The organism is Streptomyces sp. NPDC007205 (assembly GCF_040634095.1).
Lineage (GTDB): Bacteria > Actinomycetota > Actinomycetes > Streptomycetales > Streptomycetaceae > Streptomyces.
Map to the genome: position 1 here is coordinate 14,722 of NZ_JBEYEW010000039.1, position 18,938 is coordinate 33,659.

An 18,938-nucleotide genomic window follows, 5' to 3' on the forward strand; every position below is an offset into this window, starting at 1 on the left:
AAATCCCCTGTTCAGAAGGGGAATTGAGTCGCCAAAAAATCTTGTGCCAGTACATCGGTAGGCCTACAGCCGTTCGTCGGTCCAGCCGGAGGCGTATGGCATCAAGTCGGGGTGCTGGTAAGAACCCTGCCACCAGCCCCCGCCGCTCGAACTGACCGCCGCCCTGCCGGCCGTCTGCGCCAGCACTACGACCAGACGCCCTACATCCGAGGGCGAGACGGACTCACCGAACTGGCCCCGGCGTATCTGGATCGAGGTTTTTGACCTTCGTCGGTAGTGTCCGGTGGGGACGACGTGGCGTGTGCTTGCTGGCGTGCCACGGGAGTACGTCGCACGGGGAGAAGCGCATGGGGGATGAATTCCCGGCGGTGGACACGGAAGGGGAGGCCGCGCCTGAGACAGAACCGACCGCCTCACCTGGCCCGCTGCCGCTTCCTGAAGGGGCGGAACGCGTAGAGGGGGTGACCGGCTATCACGCCCTCATCAAGGGCGGCGCGGTCACCGTGTTCGGACCGGACGGCGCCGAGATCGCCTCCGGCTCCCGCCGGGACGGCGTCGCGGTGGGCCGGGTCGGTGACACGCGGCTGGTCAGCGACGGGTTCGGAGACAGGCGGCTGACGGCATTCGCGATGTTGGCCGCGCGCCATCACCGAGCGGCGGCCGACCCGAGTGTCCGCGACCGGGTGTGGGTGCGGTGGGAGGAAGACGGCGTCGCCGCGGTGTACGGCACCGACAAGCACGACGACGACACGCGGGCGGTGAAGGCCGGGAACCTGTACTGGTCGGGGCAGCGGCAGGCACGAGTGACAGGCCGGAAGTGGAACCCGGGCACCCGCGACCGCAACCTCGCCGCGGTGCTGCAGGCGTTCGCCCGGCAGGACCGCAACATCGTCGTACTGGGGCCCGGCCAGACGCCGGAGGACCTGGCCGCCTCGCCGACAACGACGGAGGCCGCGGCCGTCCCGGCACAGCAGGCCCCGTCGGCGGCCGCAGCACCCGCCCCCGTGCCGGAGCCGGAGCCGGAGCCGGAGGACTTCACTGGCCTGTCGTACGAGGACCTGGTGGCAGCGGAGGACGCCGCCGCCATGGAGCGGGCGCGGGAGTACACCACCGCGGCGGAGGGACGGTACAGGGCGCTGCAGCAGGAGCGCTGCAGAAGGCTGCTGGACCGGGTGGCGACGTCGATTGTGGTCACCGAACTGAGTGACGAGGACCTGGCCGCCGAGAGCGAGTGGTGGCGCGAGACGATCTATAGGACGCCGTTCCACTCCGCGGATGAGGGCTACCGGACGCTGGAGCGTCGCAAGACGGCGGTAACCACTGAGCAGTACGTCCGTACCGCCCGGGCCATCCTGGCCGGTCCGGCGGTGGCGGACCTGGACGATGCGGCGCTGGAGAGCGCCTATGAGCAGATTGGGCCGGCGTGGACGCGCCTGCCGCGCGACCACGAGCTGCACGACCAGGTCACCGGCTACCGCAAGGCCCTCCAGGAGGAACGTATCGCCCGGCGGGCCCGGTCCTACGGCGAGCGGACGCCGGTGGGCGAGATGGCGCTGCAAGATCTGATCGCCGAGAGTACCGAGCTGGGGTCAGGCCTGGAGGCCCGCAATGAGCAGTCCGCCTACTCCTTCAGCGAGGCGGTCAGGGAGGCCCGAACGGAGCGCCTGAAGGCCATTGAGGCGGAGTGGTTTCAGCGGGGCCTGGAGCAGCACCCGGAGGCGGCTCGCGCGACCCTGGGATCGAACCTTGGCGGCCGCCGCAGTGTCCTGATCGACGGTTCGGAGCGCGACTACGGCTACGTGGAGCGCCAGGGACAGAAGTTCCGGGCGCTGGCCAACTACGACCAGCGCAGCAGCATCGGTGACTTCGACTCCGGTCCGGCGGCGATGGCCGCCCTGGTACAGCGCTACGACCAGGATCCGGAGACGCTGCCGAGGCGCACCTGGGGTCTCGAGCGGGAGGTGACGCTGCCGATCAGCTCCTACGACCCGCTGGCGTCGTGGCTGCGGCGCAGGCCGTCGGAACTCTCCCGCGAGTTCGATCGCATGCTGACCATCCTCACCCCCTACCAGCTGCCGACGCAGACGAAGGTGTTGAACCCGCTCACGAACCAGGTGATGCGGGCCTACCCGTTCTACTTCGAGGAGGGGCTGCTCGGGGAGCTGGCGCGGATCGCGGAGCGGACCACGGAGGACCTGCGCGAGCAGTCCCTGAACGAGAACTTGCCCAAGCGGGAGCGGGAGGCGGCCAAGCGGCGCATCCCGGCGATGGGCGCCGCGCTCATCGGCATCAACGAGGTAATCGAGGTGGTGCGCGCCGCCGGCGGTGACGTCGAGCGGCGCGGAGTGGACCAGTCCCGGCTGGCGGCGCAGATGGCGGCGCTGGCCGGTACCGTCGACGAACAGGAGGGAGGCGAGGCGGATGGCGACGATGAGCCAGTACGAGACGCTGCTGCGCAGGCACTGGGAGGAGTTCAGGCCGCGGGAGCTGGCGCAGATGCAGGACCCGGACCGCTTCTTCCGGACGCTGGGGACGCAGATGAGCGAGGCGATCGCCGCGGCGGAGGAGGACCTGGAGGAGAGCCTGGAGCCGGAGACGGACTACGAGGCGCGGGTCGGTCAGATGCGGCAGATCGCGGCGACGGCGCGGGAGCAGGTGCTGCGCGAGATGCTGCCGCCGCCGGAGGACGCGGAGGAGCAGGCGGCGCCGCTGAGTCCGGAAGCGGTGGAGCTGGCGGCGATCCGCAGGGAGCTGGAGAACCTGTAGCGACCAGGCGGTTCCGCCCTGATCCGGCGGACCTGCCGCGCGGCCCGCTGGCCCGCGCTGAGGCGAACCTTGAAGCCGTCAAGGTCCTGCGGAGGCTGGAGAGGGAGAACCGCGGCACCACCGTCGACGAGGCCCGCACCCTGGCCCGCTGGTCGGGGTGGGGTTCGGTCCCGACCGTGTTCCTGGACGAGCCGGACCCCGAAGAGCCGATCTACGCACCCGGCGGGGAATGGGAGGGCCGGTTCGAAACAGACCATGCCCGCTGGGAGTCGTACTCCCGGGTGCGTAGCGAGCTGCGAGACCTGCTGGACCCCTTCGAGTGGCGGGCGGCGTCCCGGGCCGTGCTGTCGGCCCACTACACCCCGCAGGACGTCGCCGAGTCGATGTGGCAGGGCCTGGCCGCGTACGGCTTCGACGGTGGGGAGGTCCTGGAGGCCGGGTGCGGCTCCGGCGTCTTCTTCGGGGTGGCCCCGCCGACCGCGCGGCTGACCGGTGTCGAGCTGGATCCCACCACTGCGGCGATCGCCGGACGGATCTACCCGCACGCCAACGTGCTGCCCGAGTCGTTCACCGACACCGACGTCGCCCTCGGGACGTTCGACGCGGTGATCGGGAACGTCCCCTTCGCACAGGCCCCGTTCGGCGAGCGCCGCTACCGGGCGGGTGGGCACTCCCTTCACAACGGGTTCATCATCAAGCAGCTCGCGCTGCTGCGGCCGGGCGCCTACATGGCAGTGATCACCTCGCGGTGGACGCTGGATGGCGAGGACACCGCTGCCCGCCGGGACATGTCCCGCTGGGGCGACCTGGCGGGCGCCTACCGGCTGCCGAAGGGAACCTTCGGCGAGACCGCTGACACCGACGTTGTCGCCGACGTGCTGGTCTTCCGCCGCCGCGCCGAGGGCGAGGAGCCGGGCGACCTGGGGTGGATCGAGGCGCCAGAGCGGGAGCTGGGCGGCAACACCCTGGCCGTGAACGCCTACTTCGCCGAGCACCCCGAGAACGTGCTGGGCCGCCTGACATCCGAGACGGGACCGTACGGGCCGCGGGTGACCGTGCAGGGCGACCCGGGCAAGGCCTCGCGGCTGCTGCGCGAGCGGATGGAGACCACCGCCGCCGCGGCAGTCGCCGACGGCCTGGGCTACACCCACCACGAGGACTGGCCCCACCGCGAGCCCCTCCTTCTCCAGACCGCGCGGGTCAAGCACGCCACGGACTTCACCGGCCGCCTCTACACCGACGACCAAGGGCGGATCTGGCAGCACGTCAACGGCGCGGACCCGGTCCGGGTCACCCCCGCGGACGGCGTCACGGGCACCGAACAGCTGCGGATGCTGCTGTCGCTGCGCGACGTCACCGGGGAGCTGCAGGAGCTGGACCGCACCGGCACCGACCCAGACCGTGCGAACGAGGTCCGCGGCCAGCTCGCCCGGCTGCACGCCGCTTACACCGCAGAGTACGGGCCGCTGTCGCGTCCCCGGCAGACCCGGCTGGCGCTGCCGACCGAGGAGGCCGCGGCCGCCGCCCGTGATGCCGGCGTCGACCTGGACGGCGAGGACCGGCTCCCCACCGGCTGGGGCTGGTTCCGCCAGGATCCGCACGCCGCCGTCGTCCTGGGGCTGGAGCACTGGGACCGGGCGAACAACCGGCCGGTGCCCTCCGAAGTCCTCACCCGGCGGCCGGGCGCCCGGCGCGGCGACCTGGAGCCCACCGAGGACCCGAAGACGGCGCTGACGGCCGTGATGGGCGCCACCGGCCGCGTGGACCTGCCCCTGATCGCCTCGCTGCTGGGCACCATCGTCGAAGAAGCCCGCCTGCGTCTGGGCACCGAGGTCTTCGACAACCCGGTCACCAAGAAGCTGGAGCACGCCGGGGCATATCTGTCCGGGCCGGTGCGGCAGAAGCTGGACGAGGCCCGCGAGGCGGCCACCACCGATCCGACGTACGCGGTGAACGTCGCCGCGCTGGAGGCGGTGCAGCCGACGCCGAAGCGGCTGGGGCAGTTCACCGCCCAGCTCGGCGCGCACTGGATTCCCGCACCGCTGGTGCAGGGCTTCCTGCGGGAGTACCTCGGCGACCCGACGCTCCAGGTCAGCCACAACGAGCGCTACGGCTGGTCCCTGGCCGCGGGCAAGGTGCCCGACGCGATCAACGCGCTGAAGGGCACCGAGCGCCGCTCGGCGGTGCACATCGCCAAGGCCCTGCTCGGCCGGGCGTCCATGGTCGTCAACCAGCTGGACGGCGTCGGCGTCGACGAGGACGCCACCCGCGCGATGCGTTACAAGGCCGACGCCATGCGGTCGGCGTTCGAGGACTACTGCACCGCCAGCACCGCCCGGGTCACCCTGCTCACCGACGCCTACAACCGGCAGATGAACGGGCACGTCGTACGCAACTACGACAGCCTCGCACCGACCCTGGAAGGGTTCACGACCGAGCGGACCCCGCACCCGTGGCAGCTCTCGGGCGCCGCGCGGATGCAGTTCGAGCGCGGCGTCGTCCTCGCGCACGAGGTCGGGCTCGGCAAGACCACCACGATGGTGATGGGCTCGCAGGCCCTCAAGGCCTCCGGGCAGATCGGCAAGCCCTTCGCGGTCGTCCAGCCGCACCTGGCCCGGCAGTGGCTGGACGAGGCCAGGCTGATCTACCCCAACGCCGACATCCACCTGATCACCTCCGACGACCTCGCCGACGGCAACCGGCGCCCGGTGCTGGAGTGGCTGCGCGCCAACTCCCCGGACCTGGTCATCTTCACCGAGGGAGCGTTCGGGTCGATCCGGATGAGCCCCGAGCAGCAGGAGCTGTACCTCTTCCGCGAGATCGAGTCACTGAAGGAACAGCTCAAGCGCGAGCGCGGAGTCCCGCACAACAACTTCGCGCTGATGCAGCTGGAACGGCGCCTGACCACGGTGGAGGCCCGCATCCGGCGCAACGACGCGCCGATGCGCACCCCAGGCGAGGTGTACTGGGACGACCTCGGGTTCGACTACGCCTGCATCGACGAAGCCCACCGGTTCACGGCCGTGGGGTTCCGGTCAAAGGAGGCTGGTGGCGAGACCGCGAGCGTCCGCGCGGTGGACCTGCACCAAAAGCTCAGCTGGCACCACCGGATGGCGGAGTACGACGGCGGCCGCCCCACCGTGACTCTCGGCACCGGCACGCCGATGGAGAACTCCATCTTCGAGCAGTATTCGGTCCTCGAACTGGCGACACCATGGCTGCTGGACCAGTTCGGGGTCCACGGCCCGGACCTGTGGTCGGAGACCTTCGGACAGAAGGTCCAGCGCATCGAGATGGCGCCGGACGGCAGCGGCCTGACGATCGTGGAGCGGTTCAGCCGGTTCGTGTCGAAGTCCACGATGAAGACGATGTGGGGGCTGGCCGCCGACACCAAGACCGGCGACGAGGTCGGCATCGAGCGGCCCCGGCTCGCCGGCGGCGCCCCCGAATTGGTGCTGGTGGAGCCGACCGCCGACCAGAGCGCCCGGCTCCAGTCCCTGGTGGCCCGGGGGCAGGCGATCCACGCCGGGAACGTCACCCGCGACGAGGACAACATGCTGGCCGTCTCCGGCGAGGGCCGCGCGGTCGCGCTGGACCCCCGGCTGGTGGACGCGAACGCGCCCGCGGCGAACAAGCTGGTGGAGGCGGCCGACATCATCGCGGCCGCCTACCACGCCCACAAGGACCACACCTACGCCGTCTCCAGCCGCGACGACACCCCGCACCCAGTCCCCGGCGGGCTGTTCTTCGTCTTCTGCAACTCCGGCACCCCCGGCGGCAACAACAAGGGCGGCTTCGACCTCTACGCCGAACTGCGCGACCTGCTCGCCGACCGCGGAGTCCCCCGCGACCTGGTCGAGTTCGCGCAGGACAACGCCACCCCGGAGAAGAAGGCCGCAATGTCGGCGGCCGCCAACAACGGCGGCATCGCGGTCCTCATGGGCTCCACCGAAGTCCTCGGCACGGGGTTCAACGGCCAGAACCGGGCCTACGCCCTGATGCACCTGGACCAGGACTGGACCCCGGCCAGCATGATCCAGCGCAACGGCCGCGTGATCCGGCCCGGCAACCAGCACGAGGAGGTGGACATCTACTTCCTGGCCACCAAGGGCAGCATGGACGCCTGGCAGGTCGGGCTGCTCACCTCGAAGGCGGAGGGCCTGCGCGACATCCAGCGCCCGCCTGGTGTCGGCGACGACGACAACGACACCGTCGAAGAGATCGGCGCGAGCGACTGGGACTACGCCACAATGGCCGCCGAGATCGGCGGCAACCCCTTCATGAAGCAGTTCATGGAGGCCAAGATCCACCTCCAGGGCCTGGAGTCCGACCGGCGCAACGCGGCCGCCGACCGCGTCCGCCAGGCTGAATTGCTCCTCGCCAAGGAAACCGAACTCTCCAGCACCCAGCACGCCCTTGCGGCCCGGGACGCCGCATTACCGAAGGTCACCGCCACCATCCGCGGCGACGCCTTCCGTATCCGGATCGGCAGCCGCGACTTCGACCAGCGCGGCGAGGCCGGTCCCGTTCTGCGGCAGGCCGTCGCCGACGCCCTGCGCGGCCAAAGCAGCCTCGGAATGGGGCCGTGGACAAAGCTCGGCACCTTCGGCGGACTCGACTTCGCGGTGCAGCCGGAGATCCTGAACGGCGGTGCGGAGATCCGCGCCCACGTCGGCTTCCCCGACCTTCGGCACAGCGAATCCGTCTGCTCCATCGGCGACCTGGCCAACCCCAGGTTCGGCGCCACCATCATCGGCCGCCTGGCGACCGCGCTGGAAAAGGCAGAAGACCACCAGCTCATGGACCGCGAGCGCCTGCCGGTCCTGGACGCCGAGATCACGCTGCTCACCGCCCAGCAGGCCGCGGTCGAGTACGGCCAGGCCATCGAGCACGCCCGGCGCCGAGTCGAGCTGCTGGACGCTGTCGTGGGCGCGATCACCGAGCGGGACAAGCTCCCGGAGCTGACAGAGTCCATGCTCGATCCGGAGAGGTACCGCAGCCCGGAAAGCCGTCAGAAGGCCATCCGGGAGCGCGCCGAGCAACGCGCACCCCACCAGGCCAAAGTGGACCAGGCCGCAGCCGCCCTCGCGGCGTACGACCAGACGACCCCGGCGCCCGAGCTGCCGACGGCTCCCGCGCCGGCACCGGCCCCCGCGCCCACGCCCGACGCCACGGTCTCTGAACCCACCAGCAGCTCCGTCGACCGCACCGCGAATCAGGCACAAGCACCGTCGGAACCTGATGACGACAGCACTCAGGAACCGACAGCTCAGGCCACCGAGCCCCCCGGCGACGAGTACGGGACAGCCGACCTGTACGAGACGTTCGGCCTCTCGCAGCCCGAACGCGTCCCGGCCCCGGCTCCGCAGGACGAACCCGACCCCGGAACGGAGGCGGAGGATTCCGCCGTCGTCCCGGACGGACAGATGACCGTGGAAGAGGTACAGCCCCAAGAGGAACCGGCTGTCCTGCTGGCTGCTGTCCGGGCAGACGACGCTCGCGCCTGGCGACCCGACCCGTCCGCAACTGCCGAAACAGTCCTGCTGGGCGACGTCGAGCAGTCCGCGGAAGTGCCCGCGCCGGACCGGCCGACCGACCCCACCCGCACCCAGGAAGGGGGGAGCGTGGCCTCTCAGAGTGCAGAGACGGAGCAGCTCGGGTTGTTCGGTGACCCGACCCCGGACGCGACAGACAACCAGGCGGAGCCGGATGCGGCCCGTCCAGCGGCCGCGGACAGCGAGGAAGCGGCGCCCGACAACCTCTTGCGTGCCCAGCTGGCCATGACCGAGGTGACTGGCGCGGCAGGCATCCGGTACTCGCTCTACGGGAGCCAGGTTCCCGGCGAGCCGGAGACGGTTGAGTTCCATGTCGTTCGGGTCTTCCGTGGCGTGACGGGCATCGTGGACTACTCCGGCACGCGTGAGGAGTGCCTGGCCTACATCGAGTCGGAGGCCGCCATACGGTCGGCCGCCGAGGCCGTGGGCGAGAACAGTGAGCAGCAGGCGGCCGCGCTGGCGTGGCTCCGCGAGCAGCAAGCACCCGCCCGAGATCCGGCTGTCCCGGAGGAGACGGCACTGCCGGACCTGGACATGGTGCTCCTGGACGTCGACGTGCCGGCGCTCGATCCTGCCGAGCCGTACGCCACCGACGCCGAAGCACAGGCGGACATCGACCGGTTGGACGAGGTGTTCGCGCATTGGGCCGCCCTGCCGTCCGTCCAGCGCTACTACGAGGCCGACCGGCAGCAGCGACCCGACGGCAACGGTGATCCGACCAACCCCGTCGTGCAGCTGGCCGAGGCGTATCGAGACGCCGAACGGACCCTGCGCGAGGGCCCTGTGGGCTCGCCGGACGACCTCGTGCGCCAGGTCCACACGGTGGCGGCCTGGAGCGGAGCCTTGGAACCGGTCGTCGGCGAGGACCTGCGCGGCCCGCTGGGGCAGGTACGGGATGCCGCCGGTCTCCTCGCCGCTCGCTCGCGGGCGACCGTCGAGTCCTTCGAGGCGGAGCTGGCAGCGCTCGCCGCGAACTCCGCGGGGCCGATCGCCGGTATGGAGAGCGAGGCCGCCGAGACGGAGCCCGCCGAACAGGGGGAGGCGACATCACTCCCCCCGCAGGCACCCGTGAACGCCGACGCCCAGGCGGAGACCCGGCCCGAGCCGGAGCCCGGAGAACCGGCCGCCGACACCCGTCTCGACAGGGAGTCGTCGGCGACCGGGCCGGCCGAGCCGGAGAGGCCCGCACCGGCGGCAGAGCCGCTGTTCAAGATGGGTGACCGGGTCTATCTCGACGGCGAGGAATACACGGTGTCGGTGGTGTCCGAGGACGGCACGATCCTGCGTACCCCGCTCGGCACCGAGCTGGTGGCCGCTGAGGTGACCCGCGAATACGACATGCCACCGGTGACGCGGGAGAAGCTCGCGGACGGGTGGTGGCAGTACTCCTACCGGGATCGCACGTACACCCTGGCTCGCCTGCCCGACGAGCTCGCCCGCGGCCGCCTGGCCACGCTGCCCTTTGTCATCGTCGACGAGAACAACGACCTGGTAGGGCGCAGTTTCGGGGTCCCGCCAGACAGTCGCATCATCTGGGCCTACCACCGCCCTGGCGTTCTGCACTCCGCCGTGGTCAGCTGGTGGAAGGTCGGCGGCGACACCACTCCCCTGCCCGAATACACCGCCGCCGAGCGGGCGTACATGGAGGCAGGCCCGCCGGTCACGCAGATGTCCCTGGACCTGGACGCGCCCGCGCAGACCACCACGGCCGCCGAGACGGACGCTGCCACGGACGACGATCCGGCACCGGAGCCCGGGCCGGACCCACGGGACGTACAGAAACCCGCAGCCGCTGCCACCGATGAGCCTGCCTTCGAGGCGGAGCTGGCAGCGACCTCCGCGGAGCCGACCGCCGGCACGGAGAGCACCGCCGCCGAGACGGAGCCCGCCGAACAGGACGCAGCCGCGTCGTCTCGACTACTGGAGGAGCCCCCTCCCGCAACGCAGAACAGCGCGGACGCCGACAACAAGGTGGAGAACGAGACCGGCCGTCGCGCAGCACCGGACGACGCACTCGACGTTGGCACGACGGATCCCGGGCCCGAACCCCCCGATCAGCTGGAAGCCGGCGCTGACGAGGAGCCGGACTACGAGCTGCTGTACCCCGAGGAACTCGGGCGTCCACTCACCGACGTCACGCCCGGCCGCGAGGCCGCCACGGAGTTGAGCCAGCCCGTACAACCGTTGCCTGTCCCCGGGGAGTTGGACAGTGGTGCCATATCCGGCGTGGCGGAGACACCGGAGCTGGAGGAAGACTCTGCTGTGCTGCGAGAGTCCGCTGAGGCTGACGATTCGGCAGAACCCGCCGTCGAGCAGGACGCGGCGCCGTTGAGGGAGGGCATGGCCATGGCCGAGGAGCCGCAGGAATCCGCGTTGCCACCGATACCCGAGGCCCCCGTCCTCGACCCGATCGACGACGCGGGGACCGAGGCAGCCGCTGTCCGTGCTGACGCGAGAGTAGACGGTCTGCGTGCGCTGTGGACCATGGGCCCGGTGGCTCTTGGGCTTCCGGAGAGCGTCCACGGAGCCGTCGGAGACGCCCTCCGGCAGGCTGGCGAGCGGGTCGCCGCCGAGGCAGCCCAGTACCGCGCGCAGGACGCGGCTGTGGTGAGGGACATCCTCGCGGGTGTGCCGGTGGACGACGCTCGACAGACAGAAGCCGTAGCCGTTCCTGCTGAGGAGCCGCAAGAAGCGAGCGACGCCGTAGGTGCAGCGGCAGTTGCTGCGGCGGAGCAGCCGGTCTCCGCCCCTGCCGAGCGGGCTGACCAGGATGGCCTGTCCCGGCTTATCGGTCTGCTTCAGCAGGTGCAGGCCGAGGTCGATGCCACCCTGGATTCGGAGGCCCGTCAGTGGCAGGGTCAGGACAACCCGCTGGGGGCTTTCACCCGAGGGATAGCCCAGCTCAGCAGCGAATTGGATCCGCCCGGTGTCCCGCAGCCGACGCCGGACCTCGGGCTGAACGGCTTCGGGGAGGTAGAGCAGGCATACGCCACGGCCTCCCAGCATGCCCCCGAGTTCAACGGCGCCCGGGAATGGCGCCAGCTCACCCAGCTGTGGCAGAACAGCCAACGAGTTTGGTCCAACGCCCGTGACGCCCTGTCCCGGTCCACCGCTCGGCAGGCGACCGGCATCCGGGCCGTCTGCCGGAACATCGGCGCCCGTGTCGCCGATGGTGTCGCGCGCCTCTCCCACAAGCTGGCTATGCGCCTGGCCAACGCCGGGCGCCACGGATCGCCGGGCTACCGCGCTCTGCGCTGGCTGAGCGGCACGGCGGAGAATGTCGCGTCCCACCTGCGAGGCCCCAAGCAGGCCGAGCGCATGGCACAGATTGAGGACACCCTCCGGGACCTCAGCACCCAGCTGCAGGCCGAAATGCAGAACACCCAGGCCCAGGCCGGTCAGCCGACGATGGTAGAGGCCCTCGACAACGCCGCCCGACTGGTCGACGAGTCCTTCGCAGGGGCGGAACGGCACACCCGCGAGTACAACGGTGCCCCGGAGTGGCGCCGCCTGACGAACATGTGGCCCGTGGCTCGGCGCGTGCTGGGCGAAGACCGGGCCGCCGCCGCAACTCGATACGGCACCCAATTGTCTAGCGACATCCGCTGGCAGGGGGCCCTGCGCACCGTTGGTGTCACCACCCTCGAAACGGTTGCACGCCTGTCCTACCGGATGGCCGAACGGCTGGCCAACGCCGACCGTGACAACTCCCCGGGACGGCGTGCCATCCAAGACCTCGGCCACACCGCACAGCGCGCCGTCTCCGAGGTACGCGAGGATGCTCCGGCCGACAGCGTCGCCGCCCTGGACCGGTTCGCTGAGGCGGTTCGCGACATAGACCGGGAGCTGGCCGAGATCCTGGGGGATGAGCCTGGTCACGGCGCCGGAGTCCCCTTCGGCGAACCGTCCCGCCCCGTCCTGACGGAGAGCAAGGACCAGAAGACGGACCAGAAGGTCGAGTTCCCGGCTGACGGCCGCGACACACGCTTCGTGTCAGGCAGCAGCCGGAGAGGCGGTTCCGGGGTCGGGGAGTAGGACCCACCGCCCCCACCACCCAATCCGCACCCGCCCGCCTACATCGACCGCCTCCGCAGCGTGGCCGGGGAAGCCCCGGCCACGCCGGCGCCCCGGCCTTCATTGGGGCAAGAGACCTCGCGAGAACTTGTGCAGCCGCGTGGCCTGGGAAAAGGCGGATTTTCGCGAGGGTTGCGCGGCTAACCCCCGCGTCCCTGAACCTCTCTCCACGGCTCCGGAGCCACACCCATCCCACTGCGATCCTTGGAGAGAACGCATGTACCTCAGTTCCGGCGACGCGGCCCTTGTGCTGGTCGTGCTCCTGCTCGGTGCCGCTGCGGCGTACATCACGCACCGCCACCCCGCAGCCGCCCAGCCGCTGCTGGTCGCTTTCGGCGTCTTGACCCTGGCGGTCACGGTTGCGGGTGTAGTCACCGGCTCCTGACGTCTCCGGGCCCGGGGAGTAGAAGCCCCGGGCCATAACCCGTCCGGTAGCAGGCCGTACGGCACGCAGAGGAAGATCTGACGGAGTAGCAGCCTACGAGCCAGCGGCCGCAACTCGATCGTCGTGCTCTCGCAGCATCCGCATCACGGTCGCCGGGGAAGGGTGCTGCCCCTTCTTCGCACCTTTGGTGATGACGAGCCGGGCCGCGATCTCGCGCAGGCTCAACTCCTGCTCGCGCAGGTGCAGTGCCATGGACAGCATTCCCTCATCGGTGACGGAGGCCCCGCCAATCGCCTTGCCCCGGCGGCGGGCCGACTCGTGCCCTTCGAGGGTGCGGTCGCGGATGTACTCGCGCTCCATACCGGACAGCGCGGCGAGCACGGTGAAGACGACGCCGCCCGGGTCGTGGGAGCCCTGCAGTTCTCCGGTGAGGAACTCCAGGCCGACGTCGCTGGCGCGCAGCTCCTCGGCGAGCGTGGCGAGGTCGATGCCGCGGCCGAGCCGCTTGTGCTCGTGCACGACGAGGGTCACGGCGACACCGGAAGCGCGGATCTCGCGAGCGAGGGTGACCGCCTTCTCCAACTCCGGTCGACTCGTCACGCGGGTCGAGACCTTCTCCGAGAAGACCCGGCTCACCTTGGCCGCCGCGAGGGAGTCGAGCTGGGAGTCGAGGGACTGGCGGGCGGTGGACGCTCGGGCGTAGCCGATGCGGACGTGGCCGACCGGCTCGGCGCCGGCGCCGGCCGGGCGCGGCAGCTCCACCCAGGCCGTGCCCGGCTTACGCACCGGGGGGACAGGGACGCTCAGCGCCTTCGCCAGCGAGGGCACGAGCCGGAACCGGGCGGTGTGGTACTGGATCGCCACCCGGCCCTTGGTGGTGCGGCACGGCGAGCCGGCCGGGGCGGCGCAGGTGGACATGGGGCAGTCGTGCGCTTCAACGCGCTGATAGTCCTCGGTCACGGGACCACTGTTTCATGTGTCTGTTTCAAAAGGAAAGCCATTTGAAACGACCCATGAAACAGGAAAGGTGCAGCATGATCGTCGCGTGGCGCAGCGTTTCATGAGCGACCACCTATGAAACAGACCCCCTCGAACAGTGAGTGATGGCCTGCGCGTGTGAATCCGGGAGATCCTGCCGCTCATTGTCAGGTTAGGCCTGACGCGGACCGTCTGTCAGGTCTAACCTGACGGCATGAATGAGAAGGACACACCACTCACCGACACCACCGACACCCCGCCCGGCGAGGCAGTCCAGGACTCGCCGCACCCGTACGACGAGCAGGCGCTGGCCCGCATCAAGCTGTCCGATGCCTACCGGGAGGTCGCCGAGGCTGCCCTGCACGGCGTCGCCACCTGGTACGACAAGAGCAGCTTCACCGGCCAGGGCAGCTACGTCGAAGAAGCCGCTCGCCTCGTCTCCCGGGCCGAGGATGTCCTGCGCTACGCGGTCATCTACGAGCGTGAGAGCCACAGCAGCTGGGAGGACATCGGCGGCGCCCTGGGCGTCACCCGCCAGACCGCCCACGAGCGGTTCGCCGACGTCGTCGCCCGCTGGCGCGCGCCCCTCGACAAACCCGAGCGCTACCTCCCCGACGGCACCCCCGACGACGAGCGCATCCCCTACGGCGCCCGCTACGCCGACGGCGACCTTCGCCCGCATTACGGCACCGCCGAGCAGACGGCCAAGAACCTGGAGGAGTGGCTCCAGCAGCGCACCGTCCCGGGCGACAGCTGGGCCGACGAGGAACACCCGGTCACCGGCGCCCTCACCCGGAACAGCACCGCCACCATGCTGATGCGGCTGTCGGACATCGCCCGCCGGCTGCTCGACGAGCAGATGGTGCCCGACCCCCGGGCGGAGGCCGACATGTGCGAGCGCCGGGTAGCGCTGTACGAGCGGATGATCCGCGAGGGCGAAGCCGTCCCCGCCGACGTCCGCAAATGGATCCAGCGGGACCGCGCCCGCGCCGCCGAGCTGCGCGCCACCCCCGGTACCGGCACCCCCTGGCCCACCGACGACCCCGACCGCAACCCCGCAGAAAAGGACCAGGACCAGTGACCCAGCCCAGCCGTGAGGCCGGGGCGTGATGCAGATCACGGCCCGGCCGTACTGTGCTGGGGGCGACTTCAAGGGCGAAGGCTTGAGAGCCGGGAGACTGCCCGGCGTCAGAGAACGGACGATCATGTCCCCGCTCCCCCGCCTCGCCGCACTCGCCTACGCCGTGCTCGCCCTCGTGCTGGTATTCGCCCTGGCCTGGTACGGCATCCGCCGGGCGAAGGCCTCCGACATCCCGGCCACCCTCGCCAAGGCCCTTCCCCCTCTGACGATCCTGGCCGTCGCCTCCCTCGCTCTGCTGCTCGCCGACACTGCCGACGTACCGAGCATCCTGCGAGCCGTCATGTCTCGGCTGTGAGAGCGCGGCGGGCACCCGGACTCGCTTTCCAGCGCTCCGCTATTCGCCAGCCGGAGCGGGAAGCTGGACCCTCCTGGCGCGCGAGATCCAGTGGATGCGCTGGCGCGGCGGCAGCAGGCTGTATTCCAGGGTCCGCAGGCCCGAGCCCTCGGTGATGTGCCAGGGCGCGAGCCTCCACAGACCTTCCCGGTCGGGAACCGGCTCGATGGGGCATCCGGTCAGCACCAGGTCCCAGCGGTCGGTGCTCCCGTTGTCCCGGTCGTCCTCCACTGTCACGGTGCCGCGCACCTGGTGAGGCAGTTCCTGCCCGGCCTGCCGCGCTTCGAAGTTCTCCGACAGCTCCTTGATGGTGAAGTCGCGCTGCAGGTAGATGTCCGGGCTGGTCTCGCCTGGTTCCAGGAGCAGCACGCCGGCCGCCGTGGGCCTGTTCTCGCTGACCACGATCAGGTCGCCGTCGAATCGGGCCTGGACCCGTCGGTCGCTGAGGTTCTCCAGCACCAGGACCTGCTGCAGCGCGAGGCGGTTGGATCCCTCCTGCTCCGCGGGGAAGTGCCAGGTCTTCCCCGCAGGCCAGGTGTTGCACGGCATCCCCCTGTTGGTCCACGCCAGCGGCTCCCATGGTGGAGCACTCAGCTTGAGGGTGACGTCCGGGGCCTGCGAGTCGAGCCGACTGCGTATCGCATCGGCGGTCATGAGCTGGCTGACCTTGAGCGCGCGCTGCGTGAGGTACGCCTGCCACATGACGCCGAAGAAGGCCAGCGTGCCGCCGATCGCTCCGAGGGCAGTCCAGAAGGTGTCTGACATAGCGGAGATTCTGACCGCAACGAGCTCCGCCCGTACGATGATCGCCGTGACCAGCCGCCGCACCCTTGGCACCGGCCCCGGCGCCCCTGCCCAGGGCATCCGCGCCTCAGAGGCGGACCTGCTCGACGGACTCCCCGGCGTCCACCTCCCGGACCTCACGGACTTGCGGGCCCGCGGGGTCCTCGGAGCCCACTCTGCAGCTCCGCCGTCCTCGCGACGGATCCTCGGAGCAGGCGGGACGGAGGACACAGCGCCGGACGCCTCTGGCTGACACAGCGCGGCCGCCGGACAGGCTGCACGCTCGATGGCGCGGAGGTTGCCCGCGTCATCGGCCGTCTCAGCTGGCGGCTTTGCGGCGCAGCCAGCGGCGGCGCTCGGGCCGGAGCGCGTTTCCGTTGGGGGTGGCCGTTCCGTCGGGGTGGATCAGCAGCGGCCAGACGGTGCCGTCCGGCTCAGTTGCGTTGGCTCTCACTGGGCGGGCGAGGCCGAGGCGGGTGACGTGCTCGGCGGCTGCGGCGACACCTGCGGCGCGGGGGTCGGCTCCGGCCGGTACGGGCACGGCCACGTCGTTGACCAGGACCGTGCCGTCCTGGGTCATGACGATCGTGATGAGCGGCCAGGCAGGCACGGAGCGCGGGTCAACTGTGAGTTGCGGGGCGGCGGCTGGCTGCGGGGGAACGGCATGCGGTGGGCGCTGGTGGACCGGCGGCGGCTGGTGCTGCGCGACCGGGGCGGGCTCGGTGACCACTGTCTCCTCGGCGGGGGGCGGGAGCGGGCGGTTGCCCTGAAGCACGCCACCTTCGGGGGTGATGATCAGCGGCCATGTCAGGCCCTCGGCGTCGTGGAGCCTTGCCCGGACGGCGCGGCCGATGAGCTGCGCCTGGGCGATGGCGGCATTGACGGCGACGACGCGGGGGTCGACGCCGGCGGGTACGTCGAGTGGGGTGCCGTCGAGCAGTGCCCGGTGGTCCGGGGTGGTGGTGAGGACGAACAGGGGGAGGGCGGGGATGCTGGCGGCGTCGATGCGCGGTGCGGTCATGGCGTGGTCCTCATGACGAGACGGTGATCGCGGAGACGAGCCAGGGGCCGGTGCCGGAACGGGTCATGGTGACGAAGACGACGTTGGTGACGGGGCGTCCGGTCCAGTGGTCACGGCCGTGCGGGGTGGCGGTGAGGAGCCACTGGCGGTGAGCCTGGGTCGGCGAGTCCGCCGGCCGCTGGTCGTGGAGCGCTTTGGTGGTCACGGTGGTGTAGGCGCGGTGTCCGGCCCATTCCATCCACTGGGCGCCCGGCGCGGCCATCGGTGGGGTCTTCTTGATGGTGGCGAGGTAGGACGGTTCCAGGAAGGCGGCGGATCGCAGCTCGGCGTCGTGCTGCGAGGTGTCGATGGCCGTGTCCATCGTCCACTGGATGGTGATGGCGGCCTGGCTGACCGCGTCGGGGTTGTGCATCTTGACGGCGGACGGGGCGGGCAGGGGCACCGGCGGCGTGCCCGACGCGCCGGGTGGCAGCGAGCGCGGGCTCGCGGAGCTGGTGCCGCCCGCCGCGGCGCCGGGCTGCGCGGTGCTGTCCGCCGGTTTTGCCCCAGAGTGGCTGGTGTTCGAGCACCCGGCCGTCGCCAGGGTCGCGGCAGCCGCGGCCGCTACGACGGCGCGGCGCACTGCATTGGTCATCCGAACCTCCGGACAGTCTGAGTCATACCGTCGTACTCACTGAGGGGGGCGATCCGAACATTGCGCCCTGGGCGCGGGGCCTCCAGGATCTTTCCGCCGCCGTAGTAGATGGCGACGTGGCTGTAGTCGCCCGGGGTGGTCTGGATGCCGATGATGTCGCCCGGCTGCATCTGATCCCGCGGCACCTCGGTGCCCATGGTGACCTGGACCTCCGAGGAGTGCGGCAGGCTGATCTTGCCGCCGGATGCCTGGTAGACCGCGTAGAGCACGAGTCCGGAGCAGTCGAAGCCGCCGCCGGTGGGGCCGTTGACGTCTCCGCCGCCCCAGATGTACGGCAGGTCGAGCTGCTTCTGCGCGGCGGCGATGACGCTCTGTCCGAACGCCGAGCCCGGCCCGCCCTCCCTAAGCGCCACGCTGTACTTCGCCATGGCGGCCTTGATTTTCTGGACGTACCCCTGGGTCTCGCTGATGTTGGGCACGCCGCCCGCGGCGATCACGGCCGCCGGGCCCGCGTTGTACGCGGCCAGCATGTTGTCCACGGGGTTGCCGGGGACGCTGGCGACATCCTTGGCGACGGCACAGTCGTAGCGGCCCTGGGCCGGGATGGCGTCCGCCGGGTCCATGACGTCGGCCTTGCCGTCGCCGTTCTCATCCTTGCCGTAGAGGACCCAAGTCTCCGGTATGAACTGGGAGATGCCGAACGCAATCGGATCACCGGTCTTCGGGTCGTGGGAGATCGCGTCCTTCCTCCAGGAACTCTCGGCCTCTATCTGAGCAGCAATCAGGGGCGGGCTGACCGTCTTGCACATGGCGCCGGCGCGCTTGACCAGCTCGACGTAGTCCGGGGGGACGAGCTTGGTGTTGAGTTGGAGGCCGCCGGTGGACGCTGTGGAGGTGTCGCCGCCGGCCACCATGGTCAGCAGCAGAATGAGGCCGAAAATGAACGCCACGGGGGCGGTAAGGGCATAGAAGAGGCAGCCCTTCGAGTCATTCACGCGTCACGTCCCTGCCGCAACGTGCGACTGGGTATGAGGAAGTGGCGCGTTTTACCTATGTCTGCGCGTATTTCTCCGGCCACGGCCATGCCTCCCCCTCGGTGACACACGGTTCCCCCACGTGTCACAGAAGGCGACACGGGTCTACGACCATAACGCTTAGATCTGCTGACACCACGCCATAATCCCCCGCGCTCAAGCCACTTGCATCACATAAACTCGCTGGTCCGGGAGGGGTAGGTGTCAATTGCAGGAAACGAACCCATGGGTCA

Annotated in this window: 9 protein-coding genes; 4 read left to right on the forward strand and 5 right to left on the reverse strand. The window is 70.4% G+C overall.

All coding sequences use genetic code 11. The features are described 5' to 3' along the window. Positions 1-347: 347 nt before the first annotated feature. Together ABZ624_RS35975 and ABZ624_RS35980 are read left to right on the forward strand one after the other, a co-directional pair. On the forward strand, positions 348-12,356 hold the full coding sequence (locus ABZ624_RS35975; RefSeq protein ID WP_360098679.1) for a hypothetical protein: 12,009 nt from the start codon (positions 348-350) through the stop codon (positions 12,354-12,356). Between the two features lie 256 nt (positions 12,357-12,612). Continuing rightward, positions 12,613-12,780 (forward strand): hypothetical protein, encoded by a 168-nt coding sequence (locus tag ABZ624_RS35980; protein WP_360098681.1) that lies wholly within the window; start codon positions 12,613-12,615, stop codon positions 12,778-12,780. A gap of 93 nt (positions 12,781-12,873) precedes the next feature. Here ABZ624_RS35980 and ABZ624_RS35985 read toward each other — a convergent pair whose 3' ends face one another. Next, positions 12,874-13,740, reverse strand: coding sequence for a recombinase family protein (locus ABZ624_RS35985; protein ID WP_360098683.1), 867 nt, complete (start codon positions 13,738-13,740; stop codon positions 12,874-12,876). 232 nt (positions 13,741-13,972) lie between these two features. On the opposite strand from ABZ624_RS35985, the gene ABZ624_RS35990 reads away from it, so the two are divergent. After that, positions 13,973-14,839 carry a hypothetical protein gene (locus ABZ624_RS35990; RefSeq protein ID WP_360098685.1) on the forward strand — a complete coding sequence of 289 codons (867 nt, stop codon included), beginning with the start codon at positions 13,973-13,975 and terminating at the stop codon, positions 14,837-14,839. 124 nt (positions 14,840-14,963) lie between these two features. Beyond that, positions 14,964-15,194 (forward strand): hypothetical protein, encoded by a 231-nt coding sequence (locus ABZ624_RS35995; protein WP_360098687.1) that lies wholly within the window; start codon positions 14,964-14,966, stop codon positions 15,192-15,194. A 39-nt stretch (positions 15,195-15,233) separates the two neighbouring features. Here ABZ624_RS35995 and ABZ624_RS36000 read toward each other — a convergent pair whose 3' ends face one another. The 4 genes from ABZ624_RS36000 to ABZ624_RS36015 all read right to left on the reverse strand — a co-directional run bounded on the left by ABZ624_RS36000 (position 15,234) and on the right by ABZ624_RS36015 (position 18,666). Beyond that, positions 15,234-15,998 carry a hypothetical protein gene (locus tag ABZ624_RS36000; RefSeq protein WP_360098689.1) on the reverse strand — a complete coding sequence of 255 codons (765 nt, stop codon included), beginning with the start codon at positions 15,996-15,998 and terminating at the stop codon, positions 15,234-15,236. Between the two features lie 337 nt (positions 15,999-16,335). Further along, positions 16,336-17,037: a hypothetical protein gene (locus ABZ624_RS36005; protein ID WP_360098691.1), complete on the reverse strand. Its 702-nt coding sequence runs from the start codon at positions 17,035-17,037 to the stop codon at positions 16,336-16,338. Between the two features lie 10 nt (positions 17,038-17,047). After that, a complete protein-coding gene (locus ABZ624_RS36010; RefSeq protein ID WP_360098693.1) occupies positions 17,048-17,671 on the reverse strand; it encodes a hypothetical protein in 624 nt (207 codons plus the stop codon). Next, positions 17,668-18,666 carry an NlpC/P60 family protein gene (locus ABZ624_RS36015; protein WP_360098695.1) on the reverse strand — a complete coding sequence of 333 codons (999 nt, stop codon included), beginning with the start codon at positions 18,664-18,666 and terminating at the stop codon, positions 17,668-17,670. The genes ABZ624_RS36010 and ABZ624_RS36015 overlap by 4 nt, the downstream gene beginning before the upstream one ends. Positions 18,667-18,938 lie beyond the last annotated feature (272 nt).

Excerpts from the sequence above, each read along its gene's own strand:
- ABZ624_RS35990 (WP_360098685.1), top strand. The coding sequence starts at position 13,973 with ATGAATGAGAAGGACACACCACTCACCGACACCACCGACACCCCGCCC.
- ABZ624_RS35975 (WP_360098679.1), top strand. The coding sequence starts at position 348 with ATGGGGGATGAATTCCCGGCGGTGGACACGGAAGGGGAGGCCGCGCCT.
- ABZ624_RS35995 (WP_360098687.1), top strand. The coding sequence starts at position 14,964 with ATGTCCCCGCTCCCCCGCCTCGCCGCACTCGCCTACGCCGTGCTCGCC.
- ABZ624_RS36005 (WP_360098691.1), bottom strand. The coding sequence starts at position 17,037 with ATGACCGCACCGCGCATCGACGCCGCCAGCATCCCCGCCCTCCCCCTG.
- ABZ624_RS36000 (WP_360098689.1), bottom strand. The coding sequence starts at position 15,998 with ATGTCAGACACCTTCTGGACTGCCCTCGGAGCGATCGGCGGCACGCTG.
- ABZ624_RS35980 (WP_360098681.1), top strand. The coding sequence starts at position 12,613 with ATGTACCTCAGTTCCGGCGACGCGGCCCTTGTGCTGGTCGTGCTCCTG.
- ABZ624_RS36010 (WP_360098693.1), bottom strand. The coding sequence starts at position 17,671 with ATGACCAATGCAGTGCGCCGCGCCGTCGTAGCGGCCGCGGCTGCCGCG.